Source organism: Spirosoma validum, from assembly GCF_014699035.1.
Classification (GTDB): Bacteria; Bacteroidota; Bacteroidia; order Cytophagales; family Spirosomataceae; genus Spirosoma; species Spirosoma validum.
This window is the reverse complement of sequence record NZ_JACXAA010000012.1, coordinates 203696-226738: the sequence shown is the minus strand read 5'-3', so window position 1 is coordinate 226738 and position 23043 is coordinate 203696. Positions and strand designations below refer to the sequence as shown.

The following is a 23043-nucleotide window of genomic DNA, read 5'->3' as shown; positions in this document are numbered from 1 at the left end:
TCCGACACCCTAAACTAAATTTTCCGTCCGGTATTGATTACGTTCACGCCGTTGAATCGTGTTGTGGGGCAGCCGTGGGAGACCGCGCTGGCCTGACCCGGCTGGCCTTTTCCGTCGAAGAACGTACCGAATAAGCGATAATCGTCTTTGTCGCAGATACGGGCGCATGAATTCCAGAACTCCTGCGTGTTGGACTGGTACGCTACGTCGTCGAGCATGCCCACAATGGCACCGTCTTTGATTTCGTAGAAAAGCTGTCCGCTGAACTGAAAATTATACCGTTGCTGATCAATGGATGACGAACCGCGTCCCAGAATATAAATACCCTTTTCAGTATCCTTGATCATGTTGTGGATGCTGTATTTATCCGGTCCGGGTTGCAGCGATACGTTCGGCATCCGCTGAAACTGTACGCTATCCCAGCTCTCCGCGAAACTGCACCCCTGTGATTCGTTCTCGCCCAGATAATGCACCTGATCGCGGGTGGCCTGGAAGTTGACCAGAATCCCGTTTTTCACCAGATCCCACTGCTTGCCGGGAACGCCTTCATCATCGTAGCCAACCCGCCCCATCGTGTTCGGCTGGACTTTGTCCGCTCTCAGATTGACGATTTTACTACCGTACTGAAAACTCTTCGATTGCAGCTTTTCTAACGTAGCGAAGCTCGTTCCGGCCAGATTAGCTTCGTAACCAAGCACCCGATCGAGTTCAAGCGGGTGTCCAACGGATTCGTGAATCGTTAGGCCCAGGTTGGAGGGGTCCAGGATCATGTCGTATTTCCCCGCTGGTACCGATTTGGCGGTGAGCTTTTCCTTCGCCTGCAAAGCCGCTGCGGTGGCGTCCTCGATCATATTATAGGCATACCGGTACACCGTAGGCCCGTTGGGAATCACGATTTTTTCGGCAGGATTGTCCGACAAGTACTCATACCCCATACCAATAGGCGCACTCAGCGCATCGCGGGATTTAAAACGACCCGTTTGCTTGCTAATGGCCGAAACGGTAAACGTAGGCCACATTCGGTGGATGTCCTGATCAATATACGAGCCGTCGGTCGAGGCAAAATACTTCTGCTCATTGACGAAAAAGATGTTGGACGTAACGAACGACGCGCCATTTTTCAGGGCCGCCCCATTCACGTCCATAAGCAGGTCGATCTTCTCCTTGACCGGAATCTCGAAGGCATTTTTCTGGATCGGTGTTTTCCAGGTCTGTTCACCCACACCTTTCTGCGGAGCTAACACCACGGGTTCCAACTGAATCTCTGCATTGGCTTTGGCCATGTCGACGGCTTCTTCGGCGCACCGGGCAATGCTTTCCGGGGTCATTTCATTCGTGGCTGCAAATCCCCAGGTGCCATTGGCGATCACGCGGATACCGATGCCGTACGATTCAGAATTGACGAGGTTTTGTACCTTTTTTTCGCGGGTAAACAAGTACTGACGCAGATACCGGGCAATCCGTACGTCAGCATACGTAGCACCTTTGCTCTTGGCTGCATTCAGCGCTATGTCGGCCAGCCGTTTCTTGCCTGCTACGTCCATCCCCGGATTCATTAAATCCTCCACCGAAATTTGGCGCCCCGCCATCAATCCAGTAGGCAACAGACTAGCACTCATGCCCAAACCGGATAATTTTACAAACTCACGCCTTTTCATAGATGTAACGGGTTGTTAGGAAGTTGATTTTTTTGTCATCCCGACAAAGGAGGGATCTTCGGTAGCTGACCTAAATTTACCTGCTACCGAAGATCCCTCCTTTGTCGGGATGACAAAAACACACTTTATAATCAATCATTTATTTATCACCAGGATGATAGATTTTTTCAGCGTGTTTGTATACGTCGTCTTTGTAGAAATAAATCTCCTTGTACTGACCGTTGATATAGCCATTTACCTGATCGATATAATGCGGTGAATTCGGGTCCGAGCTGGCCCCACCTGTTAGAATAGTTTTGGCGCGAAGCTTATCCCCAAACTCAACCGCAGCGACGAACGTATTGCCAGTAATACCATACCGCTTATGGGTTTTGGGTGATTTTTTACTCACATACGCATTCAGCGACCCCATAAAACCGGGCGTAGCGGGTACACCCCAACTCAGTTTGTCATCACTGGGTTCTTTATCCGTCGTCCGCTGAAATCGGTTCGCCTGTCCCCAGGTTACCTGCCAGGTTCCAAATTCCTTTTCCAGTTCGGCTACCGCCTGAGCCAGCGCTGTTACTTGCTCCGTCGGTGACAGAAATTCCGTGGTGAGCGCGGCTCCGTTGGTCAGTGAATATTGCTCTTCGGTCGTAGCGGGTTTAGCCAGCCGGGCCATGTCCATCTGAATGATTTTTTCCAGCCAGTGTACCGTTAGCGTAGTGGCTACAGAGTTCGTATCGGTCTTGAAATTCCAGTTTTTTAGCGTTTCGATGGGCTGCGCCAGTTTGGTCTTCAGCGAGTCATTCGTTACGGTGTTATAAGCCGCAATCAGACTGGGAATAAACCGCTCCCCGCTGGGCAGATACGTATCATACGACGCCATAATTACATCATCCATCGTTGCGTTTTTCAGGGGCGTCAGTACGCGCACGGCATGAACGGCGCGGGGCGTGTGACCATCGGGCAGCATGTACGTTGGTAATTTCAGCATCACCGTATCGAGCACACCCGTTGCGTATAAAGGCGTTGAGTTACAGTTCTGGAGCCAGCCGCTGGTCGGATTTAGGTACTGCGGAATGTCTTTCAACTCGTGCGTTCCCTGCCATTCCGTTGCCGACGTCGTGCCGTCAACGGGGCGTCTCCAGTCCAGCAGTTGGTTTTTCTTCGGAACGAAGTTGCCGTGCCAATAGGCGATGTTACCGGCTTTGTCGGCATAGACGATATTGCTGCCGACCATGGCGCGGGCATTGATCGCGGTTGTAAATTCCTTCAGATTGCGCGCCTTCATCTTCAGCCAGTTCATAGCCAGCAATTCGATGTTGGGTTCGAAGGTTTTCAGGGCAATCCACCGGGTAGCCGTCGCGTAGACCACCGGCCCGTGATGGGTGCGATACGTAACAAAGGGCTTGGTCAACCACGTATCGCCTTTCTTGTAACGTAACGTGTGTGTCGTGCTATCGACGGGTTTCCAGGTGCCGTTGTAGCGGTACATCAGCTTTCCTTTTTTTCGTTCGACGGCTTCGGCATATAAATCCTTCGCATCGGAAAGCGAAACGGGGTGCATCCAGCCACAGAACTCATTAAAGCCCTGGAAGATGTTGAACTGACCCAGAAAAGGCGCCCCGTAGGAATTAAGTCCTTCCTCACTAACCATTTGAATTTCCAGTCGCCCGTAGTATTCAGCGTGAGGGTTGATGAAGAGCATCGCTTTTTTACTCTGCGTTCGGGAAGGAGCCAGGGCAAAGCCGTTGGAACCGTCGTTTTTGGGTGGTTCGGCCGTAAAACTCCGGCTATTGGTAGCCGCCTGAGCTACCTCTTTCCCGTAGAACGCTTTAAAATCCGCTTCGCCAACGTTGCTTCCACCCATGGCCGGTACGTTGTTCATCAGGATCATCCAGGGTTCAGCCCGCGTCAGCAGTTTGGGCTTAACTTCGGGATGAGTGATCAGGTAATAATTAATCCCGGCCGCGTAACCATCGCAGAGCTTTTTCAACCAGTCCGGCGTTTTTTTGTACAACTGCACCGCCTGCGCCGAGTCGATGAACATGCGCGTCCAGAGGTCTTTGTAAAGTGAGGCTTCTCCTTCAATTTCGGACGTTCGACCCAGGCGACTAATCAATGAAGTTTCTACTTTGTCGAAAAATTCTTCGCATTGCACGTACATGAGGCCAAACACCGCGTCGGCGTCAGTTTTTGCGTATATGTGCGGAACGCCGTAAGTATCTTTTACAATTTCAATGCCTTTAGCCTGCTTTTGTAACGCACTGATTTCCTGTTGAGAAAATGTCGTTTGTGCATAACCATTAAAAGCTGAAAAGCTGATTATCAGGGAAATAATATGAATGCTGAATTTTCTCATAGAGTTGAGGTACTATTTTTCCGTTCTGTGGCGGCCGACCGTCTAACATTACCAATACTTTCTGTGGCGTCGGGTTCTTCAACCCGACGTAGCGAGGTTTCTTAAAACCTCGTGAATCTCGAAAGCCCGGCGTTCGGTTTTGAGAAACCTCGCGTGTCAGGTTGAAAAACCTGACACCACGAATATTAAAACATCTACCTTTCCACAAGCTTCTGCCTAATTGTTTAAGCATAACTAGTTTAGATTATCGCTGTGTGACCCCGGTCGACCGTCCCAGCGGGGTCACACCAACCCATATGCCCTCAGCTATTTGTAAATAGTGATCGTTTCGAACAGGCTTGGAACGGAGCGAGGACTGTTTGGATTGGAGTTGATTTCATTCTGCGAGTAGATGAATCGGCCAGGCAACTGACTGCCGTTATTAGGTTTGAGCTTAACACCTAAGCCTTCGGCGCGGGTGCGACGCTCATCATCCCAGCCCAGATGCTGACCGTAGAACGTCACGTAGCGTTCTTCCAGAATTTCCCGTAACAACGCATTGTTAGCCGTAATGCCATCTTTGTTCTCGATACCACCCGCGGCAAAATCAGCCGCTACGTAGGGGTCGTATTTGTACGTACCAGCCACTTTATAGGTTGAATGCAGATACCCGCCACCGTTCAGAAAACTGCGGTACGTATTTAAATGCCCGAGAGCCACATCGAAACCTTTTCCCGAACGGAGCGCCATTTCGGCCAGCGTCAGTATGTTCTCCTGATACGTAACGAGCGGGAAACTGGCATCCCGGGCGAAAAACCCGCGAGTGGCTGTGGTGGTCAATGTATTCGGTTCGATGACACCCACCGCATTGACGCCGTTTTCGAGGTAGTAAAATTTGAACCGGGCGGTCTCATTCGTTTTGGCGTTTCCCCGATACGTAGCGGTTTTGGCCGGGTTGAGCAGTTCGGCATTGTAAGCGCCTTCGGCTGTGATACTGCCTGCCCGGATGTTGGTCAGAAAGCTATACGTCTGATTTTCGTTCACACTAGCGGTGGTGCCGTGTGTCGCGTACATCGAGTTGGCATACGTGCTCACGCCCGCCTGGGCCGCCGTATAAGCCTCGTTATATTGCTTTAAATCGAGATACAGCCGGGCTTTTAACGTATTGGCAACCTGTTTCCATTTCGTGACATCGCCACTAAAGAAAATGTCGCGGGTGCCCACGGTTCCGATACCCGATTCCAGGTCTGCAATCCCATCGTTCAATTGCGCGATGAGCTTGGGGATCAGTTCGGCCTGCGTTTCGAAACGGGGGTTAGCATATGTAGCGGAGTTGGCTGCTTCGGTAAACGGGGCGTCTCCCCAAAGCTCCGTAACTGTGCCAATGTTCTGGGCCTGAATGATTTTGGTGATTCCGGTCATGACACGGTTGCCCAATTGATTCGCTTTCTCGATCGTCCGTACGGCATTTTTATTGACACCCGTATAGAACAGGTTCCAGTCGTCGTCGAAATTGGCGGCTGTAATTTGATATTGTCCCCACGTACCGAATTGCTGGAAGGCACCGAAGCCGTATCCCGTCCAGACGGTCGTTAATCGGCTAGCCATGCCTTCCTGAGCGGCAATATGGGCAATCTGCGTACCCGCAAAAACATACTCGGCCGAAGCATCCGTTGGGTTATTTAAATCCTGGTTCATGTCGGCCACAATCGACTCGCATGAGAACGAAGCCAGGCCAATCAGGGCAGCAAAAATGGTTTTATAGCGAAGTTTCATAGTTCCTTTGATAATTTGGGAGGAAGGAGGAGAGGGAAGAAGGGGATGAAATGGAGAAGGTAGTAAGCCTTTCCTCCCCTTCCTCCCTCTCCTCCGTTAATAATTGATTTTCAGGCTGAAGACCAGCGATTTGGTACTTGGATTGTTGAAATAGTCCACGCCCCGAGCGTTGCCAACACCTGATACGTTGGTTTCGGGATCGATACCCACAACTTTGGTCCAGAGTACTGGATTCCGGGCCGTTACGCCGAAACTGACGGATTCCAGCTTCGTTTTTTTGCGGAAACCCGGAGAGTTGAGCTGATAACCCAGCGTGATCTCACGAATTCGCGTCCAGCTGCCATCCCGCACGAATTGCTCAACCAACTGGCCTGAGTGCCCACCAAGTGAGGTATAAAACGATTGGTCCAGTAAAACAGGCCCACCACCGTAATTGGCTATGTTACCCCGTAACGTTGTTCCCGATTTGAACAGCGTCCCGGCATAGTTATACGTATCCTGCGCCAGCGTTACTTCGTTGCCTACGTCGGCATACGTACCGAAATTGACCAGCACACCCCGTGTACCTTCATAGAAATCACCACCCTGGAAGGTTTCAAACAAGAGGTTCAGCGACAGTTTTTTGTAAGAGAGGTTCGTACCAAAACCACCTCGCCAATCGGGGTTTGGATCGCCCACGATGCCCAGCGTCGTGCTTAATTTAGGGAAGCCTGTTGGGGTCAGGTTCATCGACCCATCGTCATTTCGTTGGTAGGTTCCTCCGTAGAAAGACGACAATGCATCACCTACGTGCGCAACCGTGCTCAGCGCACCGCCCGTAAACGTAATGATTTCGGTGCCGCCCAGATTGGTTACCCTGTTGCGGTTCTTGCTCCAGTTGGCAAACACATTCCAGTTGAAGTCATTTTTCTGGAGTACGTTCAGGTTGAATTCCAGCTCCATCCCTTTGTTCTCCATGATACCCGCATTCGTATATTTCTGGCTGTATCCGGTCGAACCCGCCGATGAAACCTGAAGCAGTAAGTCCCGAATCTGGTTCTGGTAATACGTATAACCTACGGTCAGCTTGTTCTTGAAAAAGCGAAAATCAGCACCCACTTCCCACTCCGTTTTCCGCTCGGGAAGGAGGTTTGGATCGCCCTGGGTAGCGCTTTCGACGTAAGCACCCCCGTAACCCGAACCCGTCAGTGTCGTGGCCCAGCTACTGAAAGAGGCCGCTATGTATGGGGTGGTGTTCCGATACGGTTCGGGCTGGATACCCACAATACCGAATGAAGCCCGCAACTTGCCGAATGACAGCGGGGTACCCCGGAACACTGGCAACTGGCTGAACTGCCACGCTACGTCCGCTGATGGGTAGTAGAACGTCGATTTTGATGCGCTGCCGAACGTAGAGCCCGATTCACTGGCTAGTGATCCGTTGACATACAGTTGGTTATAGAATCCCAGATTTACCGTCGAGTACAAACGGGCCGTTCGGCGATGCGTTTCCGTATTGAACGGAAGGTTATTGGCGGCAATGGAGTTGGCAAAGTTCGGTGGGGCTTCTTCCAGAATGAAGTTGTTCATCGTGCCGCCCAACAGATTGTACCGACGGTCATTGACGTTGAAACCGACAATTAACGTACTGGTGAAGTTTTCGCCAAAATCCTTGCTGGCCCGGCCAATCACGTCCAGATTCATTTCCTTCTCCGAAATAGTTCGTTGGTCGTAGTTACCGGCTCCCGAGTTTTCCACCGACGATACGGGGTTATTGGTTACCCGACGATCGCTGAACATGTCGATGCCACCCCGGGCCGTGATACTAAGCCAGTCTTTCGGCGTAACCACTAATTCGGAGTTCATGATCAGCCGATCGACTTCGGAAAAGTTGGTCAGCTCATTGATCGTCCAGAGAGGATCATTGTAGCTCGGGTTAGCCGAAGCGCCCAGATAATTCCGGTACGATCGTTGCCGGTTCCGAATGGCAGCAGCTGTTGGCGATGAGAAATAACTTCCTTTCCAGTACCGGCTGTCGAAATCGGGTGCGGAACGTAGCATTCCCAGATACAACGCGCTGGTATTATCCCCTTTCTGAATCCGGTTGGATGTGGTTCGGATGTAGTTCGCATTGGCCGACGCCCGGACAATATCATTGAATTGACGGCTGGAATTGAAACGGACGGAATTCCGCTTGTAATCGCTCAGCCCCGAAAAAATTCCCTGCTGGCTCAGATTGCCCAGGCTTAGGTAAAAGTTGCCTTTATCGTTGCCTCCGCTCAGGCTGATGTTGTTGTCGTAATACGTACCGGTTCGGAAAATGGCATCCCGACGCGCTTCGTTGTATGTCTCTTTCGAATTTTTCGTAAGGATCGGGTAGAATGTTTTCCCCTGATACGACTCGAAGCGGGCACCGTTCATGTTCACCGCATCGTCGGCTCCCGAACGATTGGCAATCTTGTCGCCCCAGGAATATTGCGTGGTTGGGTTATAAACCCCTAACGATCCCTGTCCGTAGGCTTCCTGTAGTGGGTGCAATACGTTGACTTTATCAAAGGAAGCGGTTGAGCTAAAGCTGACATTCAGTTTATTGTCCGCATTTCCCCGCTTCGTCGTGATCACAATAACGCCGTTAGCCGCGCGTGATCCCCATAAACCAGCGGCCGAAGCCCCTTTCAGAATCTGCATGCTGGCAATATCCTCCGGGTTGATGTCGTTCAGGCGGGATTGCTGCGCTACGCCCCCCCGTGAATCCCCCGAGGTGCTGTTGCTCATCGGAACCCCGTCAATAATGATCAGTGGCTGGTTGGAACCCGTAATGGTGTTCTGTCCACGAATCTGGATATACGAACCCGCCCCCGGATCGCCCGTTGATCGGGAAATCAGGACGCCCGCTGCTTTACCCGCTAGTCCGTTGATAACGCCCGTTTCGCCGGAGCGTTTGATATCTTCGGGTTTAACGGTGGCTAACGTAGAACCCAGCCGGTCTTTTTCCTCTTTGAAGCCCAGCGCCGTAACCACCACTTCGTTAAGCTGTTTGGAGTCGGCAACCAGTGTTACGTTAATGTTCGTCTGCGTACCGACCTGAATTTCCTGCGAGACGTAGCCCAGAAACGAGAAAATCAGCGTACTTTCTCCGGACGGTACGTTCAGGGTGTAATTGCCTTCAGCGTTTGTTGAAGTGCCAGTCGTTGTTCCTTTTATGGTGACGTTAACGCCCGGCAGCGCCAGTCGATCTTCCTGCGCCGTCACCTTCCCTTTGATGAGTATGGCAGTCGGTACGTTGGTCGTTACGGAGGATACATCCTGGCTGGATGCTGTACGTTTCTCATTTTTGGCGAAATGAACACCATCTCCTTTTTCCGGGAGCCGGTTCTGGGCATTGGCAGTCGTTACCGTCGCAGCGGAAACCACTAAATAGCCTAAGACCCGTATTCTGTTTTGTAATGGTAATCTCATTGCTTTCAATCAGTTAGTCGGTTGTTTATCGGCAAACGCTACGCGGGTACTCGTTTGTAAAAGAAGTGCTAGGCCTGATGGGGTTTCAGACGATCTGCCCCAGAACCAGGGACAGGGAGGCAGCTATATTCAGCCATTGTATCCAGGGCCGGAACTGACCCATCGTTGACACATCGGGATTTATTTCTTTCTCGGCTTCGCGATCCATGTAAGCCCTCGCCAACTCATCCAGCTTCCCCTGTTTAAGTAAATCCAGAAATACCTCCAGCTCATGATCGGTGGCCATATTATTGACATAGCGTTCAAATAAGGTTTCTAGAAATTTGCGCTCATTCATTGGATTTTGGCTTTATCACTCAGAAGACAATCGAACCAGGCGGTCGGGTACCCCAGGATCGAAAAAATTTTTTCTGATGGCTTATAATAGGATTCGGGGCGAGTCTGGCATGGAGAGAGAAAGGAAATTAATCGGCGGATGAACAACTCAAAAGAATCTTGCTATACATTTGCTCCGTCATGAAAAATGCGCTGATCGTTCTCCTGCTTTTTGCGACGCTGCTGCCAACGGTCAGCCAGTGGGGAACGATTGCGTATTATCATGTCAATAAGGATTACATTGCCCGGGTTCTCTGCGAAAACCGCGATAAACCCCAACTGCACTGCGATGGCCAATGCTACCTGGCCAAACAACTGAAAGCACAGCAGGACAAACAGGATAAGGAAACGACTGAGCGCGTGCAGAATACGCCGGTCGTGCAACTCTTCTGGGAGGCTGGACACTTATTCGAGTTCAATCCGAGATGGGTTGAGTTGCCTGCGTTGGGCGTGCCCTCTTATCAATTTCCTTCTTACGCTTCTCCCTTAGTGGATCTGTTACGTCCACCTCAAGTTTAGATCGATTAATTCCTGGTAAGAACAACAATTCAGGCACCTGTTGACAGGTGTTGGATTGGCTTATTCCATTTTTCTATCTAAACTAAAATCTTCTGTGAACATGTATAAAGTTCTCATAACCGCTTGGTTATGGGCTACCACTACGGGCTGCGTATGGGCGCAGTCGGTCAGACAAGGGCTTGTTTTCGATGCTCAGACCAAAGAACCACTTCCGGGTGTAACGCTGGCAACGGCTGACGGTAAATTCGGTACGATCACGGACGCCAATGGCCGGTTCTCCCTGATCAATACGATAGCCAAAATCACGGTGTCAGCTGTAGGTTATCGGCGGCAGGAAATCGACGTAGCGTCGGACCAACCGCTACGTATTGCCCTGGAGTCAGCCGTGGAGGATTTGCAAACGGTGGTCGTGACGGGTAGCCGTGAAGCCGCGCTACGTACCGAAACGCCCATGGCCATCTCCAGACTGTCGCCCAGACTGATTGAAGAAACCAAGCCAACCGCTATTTACGAGGTGATCAATAAAACGCCGGGGGTACTGATGGTAAATCTGGGAAACGAGCAGCACATGATGGCGATTCGGCAGCCAATGACCACTAATTCGTACTTTCTGTACATGGAAGACGGCGTACCGATTCGGCCGATGGGTGTGTTCAATCACAACGCGTTGCTCGAAATGAATCAGTTTACGGTCAGTTCGATTGAAGTGGTGAAAGGACCCGTCTCGTCGATTTACGGACCAGAAGCGGTAGGCGGTGCCGTGAACTTCGTTACCCAGCGACCAACGGCTGTACCGACGGCTCGTGTTGGCATACAGGCTGATCAATGGGGTTACCAGCGGCTTCAGTTTGGCGCAGGTGCCCGTCAGGGTAAGTTTGGGATTTATCTTGGCGGCTTTTTATCGCGGCAGCGTAATTCATGGTTAGCGAGTTCCGATTACAATAAATCCTCTTATTTCGCCCGGCTCGAATACGCCTTTTCACCGCGCACCCGTCTGACCGGTACGTTCTCGTACAATGATTACAACTCACAGACCAGCGGCAATGTCGACAGCACGGCTTTTTTTGCCCGACAGTACGTCAGCACAACCGATTTTACGTATCGAAAAACCTACTCACTACGTAGCCGTCTGACGCTGGAGCATGACTGGGGAAATGGACAGTCAGGTGCATCGGCGCAGTCGTTTATCACCGCTTTTGTGCGCGACAATAGCATCGGGCAAAATCCGACCTACTCAATACGCTGGACAAGTGGTTCGTCAACCGCTACGGGGCAGATTAACAGCAACGATTTTAAAAGTTACGGAGTCATTGCTCAGCACACCCAACCCCTGAATTTTCTGAACAGTAAACTCATAGTTGGCACTACGCTCGATCTTTCACCGAACACGTATTACGCCTACCAGACGGAGTTGGCTGCCGAACTACGACCTGACAAGCGATCAGTTCTGAAATATACGCAGCTACGTGAACGGCCAGATCTGCAACTGGCCAACTACCAGGCTGATATTCACAACGTAGCAACGTATCTGCAATATGATTTCGAGCCGATACACAAACTTCGACTGTCGGCCGGGCTACGATACGACCAGATGGCTTTCGATTACACCAACGCGCTTGACAATAGTTCGGGAGGAAAAGCCTATAGCCAGGTAACGCCCAAGTTCGGCGCTACGTACGATCTGGGAAGTGGTAAAGGACCATCCAGTCTGGGATTGTACGCCAACTTCGCCAAAGGATTTTCGCCACCGGCGCTGACCGCGATTTTCCTGAAACGGACCACGCCAACCGCTGCCGGGGATTTGTTCTACTACAACCTGCAACCCGCTCAATTCGACAACCTGGAAATTGGTGGCTGGGCCTCGCTGCTACGTAACAAAGTTTACATCGACGGGGCGATTTACCAGATGAACGGAACCAACGAACTACTCAATATTCGCCTGCCCGACAACTCATTCGATTACCAATCGGCGGGGCGAACGTTGCACCGGGGTGTTGAACTAGGCGTTACGTATCGACCGTCGAAGCAGGTGTTTTTTCGGTTCGGTGGTACGTATGCGGTGCATCGGTTCATCGAGTTTACACTCAGTCAGCGCGCTTCCGATGTTGTACAGAACGTAAATGGAAAAGACATGCCGTCGGCTCCGCGTGCGCTCTGGAATACCGAAATCAGCTATTACCCAGCCTGGTTTAAAAATTTCCGGGCGTCGGTGGAGTGGCAACACGTATCGGGCTGGTACCAGAATCAGATCAATACGGTCCGTTATGACGGTTATGACTTCGCCAATGTTCGGGCCGGTTATCAGTGGCGAGGTGTCGAGTTGTTTACCAACGTACTGAACGTAACCAATGCTCTGTTCGCGAGCAACGCCACACGCGGCAATAACGCCACGGATCGCACGACTTATAACCCGGCGGCACCCCGCACATTCGTATTCGGTATTCAGTATACTTTTTCCGGAAAATGATTATGACCTATTCCTTTCTATTTTCTATCCTTGGTTGGTTGCTAGTCTTACTGCCTGCCACCGAAACAACCGTTTCTGATTCTCAATTCGTTGGTGCCGTACCTCGCCTGACGACCGATGCGGCCGGAAATCCATTGCTGAGCTGGGTTGAGAAAGCCGGTGACAAAGGAGCGTCATTCTACTTCGCTGTATCGAAAGACGGGGGACAAACCTTTGGCTCGAAAATTCAGGTGAAAGCACCGTCAACTATCTCGTCGCACGCGGAAGGTATGCCTAAAATAGCTGTGAAAGCTGATGGTACGTTACTGGCTGTTTTCGAAGTGCCCCGTCCAACGCCGGAGTCGCGCTTTGCCGGGGATTTGCTGTATACGATGTCAACAGATAACGGGAAAACCTGGATGGAGCCTAAGCCCATTCATCAGGATGCATCGCCGGGGAAAAGCCATTCATTCAGTGATCTTACACGATTGCCCAACGGTGAAATCGGCGCGGTCTGGCTTGATGAAAAACGACCGGGTCAGGAAGGTCGTCCGGTGGTGTTTGCGCGAACGACCAAAGAACAAGGCTTCGGAGGAGCTGTTCTGGTCGATGAAAACGCCTGCCAGTGCTGCCGTACGAATGTGTTTGTCGATGCACAGAAACGTATCCATTTGACGTATCGCGATTTACAGTCTGCCAAAGGCGGGGAAGTGGCCTATCGGGATATCAGTACGTCGATTTCGAGCGATGGTGGTAAAAGCTTCAGTAAACCGAAGGTTGTTTTTGCGGATCGCTGGCAAGTCAATGCCTGTCCACACGCAGGACCGGTAGTCGCGCAATTGGGTAACGACGTATTGACAACCTGGTTTTCGGGGAAAGAGGATGCCATCGGACTGCGGTTAGCGCGTAGGGATTCCGATAAGCTGGTTTCGAGCGTATTCTCTGATCGGGCCCGACATCCGCAGATCGCGTCAAATGGGCAGCGGCTCATGTGGGTTTGGGATGAGTCGATCTCCCGGGATGGGTCTGGCGAAATGGGTTCCTTCGTGCAGCGAATCGGTATGCGAACGTTTGACGGAAACGTAGTCAGCCCCACAACATACCTTACATCCGACTCCGTTAACGCGACATATCCCGCCGTGATGATTACGAAAACAGGTACACTGGTGGCGTATGAACAGGTAACAGAAAAGGAGAATCCAGTGATTACGTTTCGGCTGCTAACGAACTTATAAAGGTATCATGGGCTTCAGCCCGTGTTATAGATTAGCTACACGGGCTGAAGCCCATGATACCTTACCCTTATCAATTAGCTAATTATAGATAAGTAATTATCACTAACAATACGCCTGACTGTCGTGTTTTAGAGGTAGATTAAAATCAGATTAAAGAATAGCGAGTTCGTTTCGATAAGCTTGTTAAATTTAGACGTCGTTGATGGGCCAGTACAAAGAGATACTATGCGAGTTTTGATTGTTGAAGATGAGTGGGAGGTGGCTGCGCTAATTAAAAGTGGTTTGGAAGAATACGACTTCCAGGCCGATACGGCGGGTAACGCCATGGAAGCTCAACAGCAACTGGCTGAACGCGATTATGATACGGTCATTCTGGACGTAAATCTGCCGGTTATCAATGGGTATGATCTGTGCCGGATGATCCGGAATAAATTTGAGACTTTACCGATTCTGATGCTAACAGCCTTTGGCAGCACGGATAACAAAGTGAGTGGCTTCGACGCGGGTGCCGACGATTACCTGGTGAAACCGTTCGAGTTTCGCGAGCTGGTAGCCCGGCTGCGTGCGCTCAACCGACGTAACAGCGTTGTTTCACAAGAGCTGACTGCCCTTAAAATGGCTGATCTTGAGCTGAATCTGCAAAGTAAAACCGTAAAACGGGGGAATCATAAACTGTTATTGACCGCTCGTGAACTGGCCCTGCTCGAATTTTTTATGAAGAACCCGAATCGGGCCCTTAGTCGAAACGAAATCATGGAACACGTCTGGGATCTTAATTTCGATACGGGCACCAACGTAGTGGATGTGTATGTGAATTACCTGAGGAAAAAAATCGATAAGGATTTTCCGGTCAAGCTGATTCATACGATCAGCGGAATCGGTTATATCATGCAAATTGCTGAAGATTAACGCATGAAGATACGTTCTCGACTGTCGATCACCTTTGTGGGTGTCGTTGCCGCTATTCTGTTGCTGTTTTCGTTTGTGGTGTACGCCACCGCCGAATATTTTCGGCAGCGGGATTTCTACCTTCGCTTGAGCGATAAGGCAAAAAATACGGCCCGGCTGCTGCTGGATGAGGACGAGATTAATACCCGGATGCTGCGGATTATTGAACGAAATAACCTCACTGCGTTACCTGAGGAGCAGATCAATATTTACAATCAGAACAATCAGATTCTTTATTCGACACGGGATAGTTCCATCGTAAAGGACGAGGTTCTTAGCCTCATTCGGAAAAAGAAAGAATTATTTTTTCGCCGAAACCGGGCTGAAGTGGTTGGGTTCACCTACTTGCACGGCGGGCAGGAATACGTATTGGTAGCTTCCGCTTACGACGAATACGGGATTGAAGAAATCGGGCATCTGGGTACGATCATGGTGGTGGGGCTGGTTTGTAGCCTGGCGCTTGTGGGCGCCATTGGGTGGGCCTACGCCGGTCGTTCACTCCAGCCAATCTCGGAAGTTGTGCGCCAGGTTGATCAGATCACGGCGTCTAATTTGAATCAACGCGTAACGGCGGGCAATGACCACGATGAGGTTGCCCAGCTAGCTCATACGTTCAACCTCATGCTTGATCGGGTGCAGGAAGGGTTTGAGGTGCAGCGAAATTTTGTGGCCAACGCATCCCACGAACTACGTACACCCCTGACGATCATTACGGGCCAGATCGAAGTAACCCTGCTGAAACGTCGTACGGTCGAAGAACACGAAGCCAAATGGAAATCGGCGCTGGAGGTCATTCAGCGCATGAACAAACTGACGAATAACCTGCTCAATCTAACACTGGTTAGTCTGGAGGCAACACCCTTGAAATTCAGTCAAGTAGCTATCGATGAGGTGATTTATCAGGCGGCCCAGATGCTTATGAATCGACAACCTGATTACTCGGTTGTTTTCTCGTTTGACGGCGAAATCGAGAAGATTCAGCCTTCACTCACCATCGAAGGTAATACGTCGCTGTTGTACTCGGCTTTTTTCAATCTGATGGAAAACGGCTGTAAGTTTTCGGAGAAGAAACGAGTCGATGTCGTGCTTGATGCCAATGCCCAATGGATAACGATTGCGTTTAAAGACGAGGGGGTTGGCATTGCGGAAGACGATATCAAAAATATTTACGAGCCTTTTTTTCGCGCGCAGAATGTGAAGCGCATTCATGGACATGGCGTCGGACTGCCGTTAACGTACCGGATTATCCAGCTTCACCGTGGGCAGATTCAGGTGGCTTCCGAACTCGATAAAGGCACTACGTTCGTGGTACGTCTGCCCAAAAAATTCTAATCGTTTTCTAATCAGCTTCTAATTGGTTTCTCATTGCCTTCTAACCAGCCCTTAATTAAAGGAGTGATTAATTAAAAGAACTTTGTTGTGTGAATTTCTGAGTGGAACTATAACCCATTTTGAATCATGAACAACAACGGCAACTCGAAGAGAAGAGGGAATAAACTAGTCAATTGGATAACTGTTTGGGGGTTGATTTTTGGATGCATTGCGTTCAATCTGTACTTCGACAACCGACAGACCCGCCTGGAAAAAAAATACTACCGCACGCAGTTTGAGGTCGAAAGTCAACGGGCTGATTCACTGCACAGAGCGGCTCTTCAACTGGAGCATCGGCTTCGGCAAATAGAGTCAGGAACTACGGAAAAAGTGTCCGTAAGCCAGCCGACTACGTCTGCAAAATCATTGGTGACAAGCGAATTATAAGACTATAACCAATCGCTACTCAATGTTCTCACTGAAGAAAAAGACCTGCCCAGTAAGGTTGTGGTATACTTGATTTGAGCGTCATTCACAAGTGCACCATGACCTGCTGGCGTAGGCACAAAACAGGTTTATACAACCAGAAATTGGCATGAATACGAAGTCAACGTTTTTTCAATCAATCGATCTAAGCAACCTTCAGGGTGATATCCGGGGGGGCGCGATCTCCTTTCTGGTAGCGGTTCCATTGTGTCTGGGGATCGCCCTGGCGTCGGGAGCTCCGCTTTTTGCCGGTATCATTGCTGGTATTGTCGGTGGACTGGTCATTGGACTCGTCAGTCGCTCGGCAGTAAGTATTTCGGGTCCGGAAGCGGGTCTGATTGTTGTTACGTTAAGCGCCATTCAGTCACTGGGTTCATTTCCGGCTTTTCTGCTGGCTACGTGTATAGCGGGCCTGATTCAGATTGGTCTGGGATACGCTCGTGCTGGTATCGTCAGTAACTTTTTCCCCTCGTCTGTCATTAAAGGGATGCTGGCCGGTATTGGTATCATTCTGATCATAAAACAGTTACCGCACTTAGTTGGCTACGACGCCGATGCGGCCGAAGGATTTGCCCTGTTTCAGCCTGGTGGTTTCAACATCATTGAGCAGCTCCAAATGGCCCTCGGCCAGTTTAGTGGAGTAGCCATTATGATTGCATTAACATCGCTAGCGGTGTTTTATTTGTGGGAACAGCCCAGTTTTCGACAGAAGGCATTCGCCAGAAACGTACCGGCTGCGCTGGTCGTTGTCGTACTGGGTATCAGCTTGAACGAACTCGTTCGCGTTGCTTTTCCGCCCTTGGTATTACGCGGCAATCACCTGGTTCAACTACCCGTTCCTGAAGGGGTTCAGGCGTTTTTTCAGCTGTTTACGTTCCCCGATTTTTCGCAGTGGACTAATCCGTTAGTTTATACATCGGCCGTTTCTATTGCGCTGGTAGCAAGCCTGGAAGCGCTGCTGGCCATTGAGGCTTCGGACGAACTGGACCCGATCAAACGGAAAACACCGGCCAACCATGAGCTAAAAGCACAGGGTGTTGGGAACATCATTAGTGGACTGATTGGCGGGATTCCGGTAACGTCGGTTATTGTGCGAAGTTCGGTGAGTATCAACGCCGGTGCACGTACCAAACTGGCTGCCTTACTTCACGGAACACTGTTGCTGGTTTGTGTCGTAACGCTGCCTACGTTGCTGAACAAAATTCCGTGGGCGAGCCTGGCGGCTATTCTGTTGGTGACTGGTTATAAACTGGCCCGAATTGAAGTCTTTAAAGCGATTTTCGCGGAAGGCCCTTCGAAATTTATCCCATTCGTGGTAACGATCCTGGCAATTTTACTGACTGATTTGCTGACGGGTATCGGCATCGGGATGGCTACGGGCATTTTCTTTATCCTGCACGAGCATTACCAAAATACGCACCGTGTTAAAATGGATCTGGATCACGGTGTTAAACGAATCCAGGTGAGTTTGGGTGAGCACGTTTCGTTTTTGAGCAAAGCCAAACTAGTAAAGCTACTGAAGAGTGTTCCCGATAATGCAATCATAGAAATTGACGGAAGCAGCTCATCGTATATCGACAGCGACGTGATTTCCACCATTGAGAATTTCGGCGTTGCCGCTCGTCAACGGAATATTCAGGTTATCTTTTTACCAAGTTCAATCAGCGATCCGACACCCGTTTACACGCCGAAGGATCTGTTCAATACGTACCGACGCAGTGACGTAAAGCTTAATCTACACACTACGCCTGTTAGAGGCTAGGTACATGAAAATTATCCGTAACCTCTGTGCACAGGCAAAAAGCGGAATCCCATCAATCGAGCAAAAGATTTGCGATTGATGGGATTCCGCTTTAGACTATCAAAAAATTAGCTATTGAAGTCAGCTGTCCAAACCAGCCTGGAGTCGCTCGAATTGTTTTTTCAGGTCGATTAAATCAACGGTTATTACGTACCATATAATCTCGTAATCTACGCCGAAATAGCCATGAATGAGTCGGTTTCGGAAACTAACGACACTATGCCAGGGAATATGGCTGTTGTTCTGCTGAAAATCTTTCGATAATTGGTTAGCGGCTTCACCAATTATTTCGAAGTTTCGTTCAACAGCTTCAACCGTACGTCTATCAGCCAGGAATGATTCATAAATAAGCCCACTTGTATAGCTTTCGATTTTTGCAATGGAGGTTAGAATATCGGCTATCAGTAAAGCTGGAATACGCTTAGACATCAATCAAGTCGGGTTCAATGGCGGCAAAATAAGCTGGTTTTATACCGTTTCGGGAAACCAGATCAACGTGTCTGTCTAAAAGTTGCTCAAGTTCTTGCGCTAGTTCGAAAAATTTTAAACCAACGGGTTGACTAAATTCCACTAAAATATCAACATCACTATCGGGTGTAGCTTCGTTTCGGGCATACGATCCAAATAGAGCAAGCCGTTGGATTGGGTAACGAGCTGCTAGTTGTGACCGATTCTGCGCCAGCAAGCGTCGAGTATCCTGCAATGCGTTCATAAGTCGCCAATTCGTTTTAGACAAAAATAATAATTTCTACATCAGGAGATACTGGCTTTCAAAAACAGCTCTTTTAATCAGAGCTTTACTTGCAGAGTTATGTATACGCTACGTCCGTCGGAAGGCAGAATGCCCGGCCCCGGATAGCCGGTAGCCCGGCGGGTAAAGTAAGCTTTATTTGCCAGGTTATTCAGACTACCCTCCAATCGAAACCGACGGAACTGGTAGGATAGGCTGGCGTCCATAATCGTATAGGCTGGAATCAGACCGATAACCGCCGAAACACCACCGTCGCGGGCATTCGTTGCATCGGAAAACTGATCCGATAAGTGCGTGTATTGAAATGACGCTTTCAGGTTTTTATAGCCTAACCGAACCCCACTTTTCAGATTTATATCCGGTACAAATTCCACCTGATTACCGACCACCCCGGCGATTTCACTCGCTTTATACGTCGAATGAATCAACGCTACGTTAGCGAATAAAACGCCACTTAGATTGGCGTTTGACGGATTGACCAATCGCAGAAAATCAGCTTCGGCGTACGATTCCAGTCCCATAATAACCGCCTGGCCAATGTTGCCCCGACGACGCAGGACCCGGTCGTTCTGGTCGTAGAACTGTACTTCCCCAATGCGGTTATTGTAGTTGAGGTAAAACAGACTAACGTCGAAATTGTACAGTGTCGTTTGCGTGCTACGTATCCCGGCGTCCAATGAGTACCCTTTTTCATCCTGTAGGTTAGGGTCAATTACCTGAGAGGGGTTGGCAATTCGCATGTCGCTGAACGTAATGGAACGATAATTCTGCGAAAGATTACCGTAGATATCAAGCTGGGCTACTGGTTTATAACTGATGCCGATGCCTCCCAGCACAAACTGCCGGTTGTTGGTCCGGGCTTCGCTGGTGCGAACGGAGTTGATAATATTTCCGGCCAAATCGCGCGCAATGGTGCCATAAAAGCCATCGGCTGTCGTATGAATGTACTCGTAGCGAAGCCCAGGTGTAATGGACAGTTTATCACCAATATAAAAAATGTTTTCCGCAAACAGCGCTACGTTCCGATTCGGGAATTGGTAGTCTGATGCGATGGCCTGCTCATTATCGATAAAGTTGAAATTGGCGTCTTTGCCAGTGCTGCCTAATCCCTGGATGCTGTGATTGTACCCATGATAATACCGGCCTCCCACCAGCAAAACGGCCTGCTTTTTACCAACGTAGTACCGCTTCAGGTACCGCGCTTCAGCACCGTAGTTCTGAAAGTCGCCTTTGATTAAATCGCGTTCGCTCATATCGTCGATACTCGCTACGCGGTTTGGGCGGAAACCCAGCGAATAGCGATAGGCGTATAAGCCAAACAGCCTCAGATTTAACTCGTTATTGGCATTGACTTTATGATCGAAATGCAACGCGGGCATGGTCCAGTTTACCTTGAACCAGTTCCGTTCCCGATTGCTTTGCCGTGGATTTTCGGCGAACATAGCATCGGTCAAGCCACCGGGTTGCTGCGCTAAGTAGCTCATCTGGGTAATGTCGAAACCCAGCGTTGTTTGTTCCGAAAAGCGGTAATCGATATCGGCGAAAGCCGTGTAGTTGGTAAAGTGGGAATTCGGTCGCCAGCCATCGCCTTTTTTGTATTGGAAGAACGTGTAATAACTCAGTTTTCCAATCGTACCGCTGGCGCTGGTGAAGGCATTATAAAAACCAAATGACCCAATCGTTTGCCGGGCTGTTAGCTCGAACGTACGATCGGTAATGGGCTTTTTCATCACAAAGTTGAGCAAGCCACCAAACTGCGTACCATATTGAAGCGAAGCCGCACCCCGCACAATCTGAATACGACCAACTCCTTCAATCGGTGGTGTATAATAGCTTTCTGGATAGCCTAACGCATCGGCGCTGATGTCGTAGCCGTTCTGCCGGACGTTGAAATTTGAACTCCGGTTCGGATCGAGTCCGCGACCGCCAACGCTCAATTGCAAGCCTGCGCCTTCGTTCTCCCAGATGTTCAAACCGGCCACCCGCGCATAAATTTGTCGGGCGTTGTTGGTCGACAAATTCGCTACCAATTGCTCTGGGATAATCACTTCTGATTTCTTGCCTTCGTAAATGCCCATGCTTTCAACACCCCGCATCCGCGTAAATCCAAAATCAGACTGCTTGTCCGTAACCGTCACTTCGCTCAGCGTTTCGAGCCGACTGGCCAACTGAATCACTACGTACTGATCGCGTTCGGCAAGATTTACCGAGATTTTGGCAGACTTAAAATCAGGCGAACTGGTATGCAATACGTAGTGCCCATTCGGCAGATCGGTAAACGAAAACTGGCCCAGGCTATCGGTTAAAACAGAGCGCTTACCATTGTTCAGATAGATGGTGCATCCGGTTACAGCCACACTGTCCTGCCTGCTCAGTACCGTTCCCGAAAGCCGATGTTGAGCGAGAACGGTTACCGTATTGACTAAAAAAAAGAAACAAGTGGCTGATTTAATAAGTAATCGATGGTGCCCGTGTTGTCGGGTTCTTAAACCCGACAGAGTGCGGTTTCTCAAAAGCGAATGTCTAAGACGGTTCAGACGGTTTTGAGAAACCACACTCGTCAGGTTTAAGAACCTGACGTCACTTGTTGAATGCAGGTCAAAAAAACTAAAAACCGTAAATCGTATCATTGAAAGAGGTGATCCATGCTTTATGTTGGAATGATTCCTGTTCATTGGCCAGATCGACGTTTGGATCAATCAGTGGTCGGCCCATCCGTCCGTTCAGGGCTACGTAAGAATCGACGTAGACTTGTGGTGAACGAAAACCATGCCGGGCGTAATAGTCGCGCAGCAAGTGAGCATACTGAAGCATCATATCCGGCTGCGTCGACATCATTTTTTCCTGCAAAGGCGTCAGAAATTCGGTGTTGTTGACAATGATGCGGTTTCCCGAATTGTCTTTTACGGTGAACTGGGCATACCCGGCTTTCTCCATCAACATCACGCGCCAGGAAAACCGATAACCTTGTTCGGTCCAGAACAACTCGCCTGGATAAAGCAGATACCGAAAGGGAAACAGCAACTGAATCGTAAAGAAGACGGCGAAGCTGATTAGAATCGCCTTCGTTACAAGTGGCTGGTACGTATACCCTCGATACGGCCGCATAAATCGGGTTGATGCGGAGAACCAAACGCCTATCTGATCAATAATTATCTGGTGAAAGTCCGCTGAGAAAAAGATCAGCGCCGTTACGATCATGATGTATGGAAACATGCCGATGGGAAAGAGTAGCGCCGTTAACCCATGAAAAATCACTACCGCTACGTAGGCCCAGGGACGTGTTCGGCGGTTCAGGAGTAGAAACGGAATACTCAAATCGTATAGACAGCCGAACCAACTGAATACATACGGAATCCAGTGGTAGTTGAACAAAAAACCAACCATCGGAATGTCGTTATGAGCCGGTAGCCAGATACGTAACGGGAGCGCATGAAATAGCCAGTCACTGTTTAGTTTCGCCAGTCCCGCGAAGAAATACAATAGCGCGACGAATAACTTAAGTGAATCGATGCACCACGCTGGAATTCGGTCGGCCAACAGCGTGCGACGGCGATATGCGTCAGCGGAAAAATACGCGTGAGCCGGTAAGAAAATGAGCAGTAAGCCAACCATACTCGTGAAATAGTAATGGTTCAGGTACGTGCTTTTGTCGATCAATTCAATGTACGTAAAGCTGACAAACAACCCAATAATGGCTACCCGATAGAACAGTCCCAGGGCCACAAGCAAGGCTGACAAGCCGCAGACCGCAAAGAGCAGATAAGTATTCTGACCCAGTGCATGCACAAACTCAAAGCCGTAGAACGGGAAAAAGTAACGGGGCTTTACGTACAATTCGTCAATCCAGCCCTTACTCCAGAAACGAACAATGCTCCCGAAGAGCATTAGTCCGAACAAGATTCTGAAAACCGCCAACGGAGCCGCCGAAGTCGTTTTGCGAAGATAGTTTCGCATACTTATTAATTATCACTGA

Annotated in this window: 16 protein-coding genes; 7 read left to right on the top strand and 9 right to left on the bottom strand. The window is 49.8% G+C overall.

All coding sequences use genetic code 11. From position 1 onward, the window contains the following. Nucleotides 1-14 precede the first annotated feature (14 nt). The 5 genes from IC230_RS26595 to IC230_RS26575 all read right to left on the bottom strand — a co-directional run bounded on the left by IC230_RS26595 (nucleotide 15) and on the right by IC230_RS26575 (nucleotide 9532). Complete coding sequence (locus IC230_RS26595; RefSeq protein WP_191042100.1) at nucleotides 15-1658, bottom strand: TldD/PmbA family protein; 1644 nt, start codon at nucleotides 1656-1658, stop codon at nucleotides 15-17. Nucleotides 1659-1797: 139 nt separating this feature from the next. Then, nucleotides 1798-4002, bottom strand: a complete 2205-nt coding sequence (locus tag IC230_RS26590) for a penicillin acylase family protein (RefSeq protein ID WP_191042099.1) — start codon at nucleotides 4000-4002, stop codon at nucleotides 1798-1800. Nucleotides 4003-4308: 306 nt separating this feature from the next. Then, nucleotides 4309-5757, bottom strand: a complete 1449-nt coding sequence (locus tag IC230_RS26585; RefSeq protein ID WP_191042098.1) for a SusD/RagB family nutrient-binding outer membrane lipoprotein — start codon at nucleotides 5755-5757, stop codon at nucleotides 4309-4311. A 96-nt stretch (nucleotides 5758-5853) separates the two neighbouring features. Beyond that, on the bottom strand, nucleotides 5854-9195 hold the full coding sequence (locus tag IC230_RS26580; protein WP_223860862.1) for a SusC/RagA family TonB-linked outer membrane protein: 3342 nt from the start codon (nucleotides 9193-9195) through the stop codon (nucleotides 5854-5856). 85 nt (nucleotides 9196-9280) lie between these two features. After that, nucleotides 9281-9532: a hypothetical protein gene (locus IC230_RS26575; RefSeq protein WP_191042097.1), complete on the bottom strand. Its 252-nt coding sequence runs from the start codon at nucleotides 9530-9532 to the stop codon at nucleotides 9281-9283. A 179-nt stretch (nucleotides 9533-9711) separates the two neighbouring features. Here IC230_RS26575 and IC230_RS26570 point away from each other — a divergent pair, with 179 nt between their 5' ends. The 7 genes from IC230_RS26570 to IC230_RS26540 all read left to right on the top strand — a co-directional run bounded on the left by IC230_RS26570 (nucleotide 9712) and on the right by IC230_RS26540 (nucleotide 18277). Next, entirely contained in the window at nucleotides 9712-10089 is a 378-nt protein-coding gene (locus tag IC230_RS26570) for a hypothetical protein (RefSeq protein ID WP_191042096.1), read from the top strand. 100 nt (nucleotides 10090-10189) lie between these two features. Beyond that, nucleotides 10190-12556 (top strand): TonB-dependent receptor, encoded by a 2367-nt coding sequence (locus tag IC230_RS26565; RefSeq protein ID WP_191042095.1) that lies wholly within the window; start codon nucleotides 10190-10192, stop codon nucleotides 12554-12556. Between the two features lie 2 nt (nucleotides 12557-12558). Then, nucleotides 12559-13770, top strand: coding sequence for a sialidase family protein (locus tag IC230_RS26560; RefSeq protein ID WP_191042094.1), 1212 nt, complete (start codon nucleotides 12559-12561; stop codon nucleotides 13768-13770). 225 nt (nucleotides 13771-13995) lie between these two features. Next, nucleotides 13996-14679 carry a response regulator transcription factor gene (locus tag IC230_RS26555; protein ID WP_191042093.1) on the top strand — a complete coding sequence of 228 codons (684 nt, stop codon included), beginning with the start codon at nucleotides 13996-13998 and terminating at the stop codon, nucleotides 14677-14679. 3 nt (nucleotides 14680-14682) lie between these two features. After that, nucleotides 14683-16050, top strand: a complete 1368-nt coding sequence (locus IC230_RS26550) for a HAMP domain-containing sensor histidine kinase (protein WP_191042092.1) — start codon at nucleotides 14683-14685, stop codon at nucleotides 16048-16050. A gap of 126 nt (nucleotides 16051-16176) precedes the next feature. Continuing rightward, on the top strand, nucleotides 16177-16476 hold the full coding sequence (locus IC230_RS26545) for a hypothetical protein (protein WP_191042091.1): 300 nt from the start codon (nucleotides 16177-16179) through the stop codon (nucleotides 16474-16476). A 148-nt stretch (nucleotides 16477-16624) separates the two neighbouring features. After that, nucleotides 16625-18277 carry a SulP family inorganic anion transporter gene (locus IC230_RS26540; protein WP_191042090.1) on the top strand — a complete coding sequence of 551 codons (1653 nt, stop codon included), beginning with the start codon at nucleotides 16625-16627 and terminating at the stop codon, nucleotides 18275-18277. 120 nt (nucleotides 18278-18397) lie between these two features. On the opposite strand, the gene IC230_RS26535 is transcribed toward IC230_RS26540, so the two are convergent. From IC230_RS26535 to IC230_RS26520, 4 genes are all read right to left on the bottom strand, one after another. Next, on the bottom strand, nucleotides 18398-18745 hold the full coding sequence (locus IC230_RS26535; protein ID WP_191042089.1) for a HepT-like ribonuclease domain-containing protein: 348 nt from the start codon (nucleotides 18743-18745) through the stop codon (nucleotides 18398-18400). After that, entirely contained in the window at nucleotides 18738-19028 is a 291-nt protein-coding gene (locus IC230_RS26530; protein ID WP_191042088.1) for a nucleotidyltransferase family protein, read from the bottom strand. Before IC230_RS26530 ends, IC230_RS26535 begins: the two co-directional genes overlap by 8 nt. Before the next feature lie 77 nt (nucleotides 19029-19105). Further along, a complete protein-coding gene (locus IC230_RS26525; RefSeq protein ID WP_191042142.1) occupies nucleotides 19106-21520 on the bottom strand; it encodes a TonB-dependent receptor domain-containing protein in 2415 nt (804 codons plus the stop codon). A 154-nt stretch (nucleotides 21521-21674) separates the two neighbouring features. Then, complete coding sequence (locus IC230_RS26520; protein WP_191042087.1) at nucleotides 21675-23024, bottom strand: HTTM domain-containing protein; 1350 nt, start codon at nucleotides 23022-23024, stop codon at nucleotides 21675-21677. Between the last annotated feature and the right edge of the window lie 19 nt (nucleotides 23025-23043).

Excerpts from the sequence above, each read along its gene's own strand:
- IC230_RS26595 (WP_191042100.1), bottom strand. The coding sequence starts at position 1,658 with ATGAAAAGGCGTGAGTTTGTAAAATTATCCGGTTTGGGCATGAGTGCT.
- IC230_RS26590 (WP_191042099.1), bottom strand. The coding sequence starts at position 4,002 with ATGAGAAAATTCAGCATTCATATTATTTCCCTGATAATCAGCTTTTCA.
- IC230_RS26585 (WP_191042098.1), bottom strand. The coding sequence starts at position 5,757 with ATGAAACTTCGCTATAAAACCATTTTTGCTGCCCTGATTGGCCTGGCT.
- IC230_RS26580 (WP_223860862.1), bottom strand. The coding sequence starts at position 9,195 with ATGAGATTACCATTACAAAACAGAATACGGGTCTTAGGCTATTTAGTG.
- IC230_RS26575 (WP_191042097.1), bottom strand. The coding sequence starts at position 9,532 with ATGAATGAGCGCAAATTTCTAGAAACCTTATTTGAACGCTATGTCAAT.
- IC230_RS26570 (WP_191042096.1), top strand. The coding sequence starts at position 9,712 with ATGAAAAATGCGCTGATCGTTCTCCTGCTTTTTGCGACGCTGCTGCCA.
- IC230_RS26565 (WP_191042095.1), top strand. The coding sequence starts at position 10,190 with ATGTATAAAGTTCTCATAACCGCTTGGTTATGGGCTACCACTACGGGC.
- IC230_RS26560 (WP_191042094.1), top strand. The coding sequence starts at position 12,559 with ATGACCTATTCCTTTCTATTTTCTATCCTTGGTTGGTTGCTAGTCTTA.
- IC230_RS26555 (WP_191042093.1), top strand. The coding sequence starts at position 13,996 with ATGCGAGTTTTGATTGTTGAAGATGAGTGGGAGGTGGCTGCGCTAATT.
- IC230_RS26550 (WP_191042092.1), top strand. The coding sequence starts at position 14,683 with ATGAAGATACGTTCTCGACTGTCGATCACCTTTGTGGGTGTCGTTGCC.
- IC230_RS26545 (WP_191042091.1), top strand. The coding sequence starts at position 16,177 with ATGAACAACAACGGCAACTCGAAGAGAAGAGGGAATAAACTAGTCAAT.
- IC230_RS26540 (WP_191042090.1), top strand. The coding sequence starts at position 16,625 with ATGAATACGAAGTCAACGTTTTTTCAATCAATCGATCTAAGCAACCTT.
- IC230_RS26535 (WP_191042089.1), bottom strand. The coding sequence starts at position 18,745 with ATGTCTAAGCGTATTCCAGCTTTACTGATAGCCGATATTCTAACCTCC.
- IC230_RS26530 (WP_191042088.1), bottom strand. The coding sequence starts at position 19,028 with ATGAACGCATTGCAGGATACTCGACGCTTGCTGGCGCAGAATCGGTCA.
- IC230_RS26520 (WP_191042087.1), bottom strand. The coding sequence starts at position 23,024 with ATGCGAAACTATCTTCGCAAAACGACTTCGGCGGCTCCGTTGGCGGTT.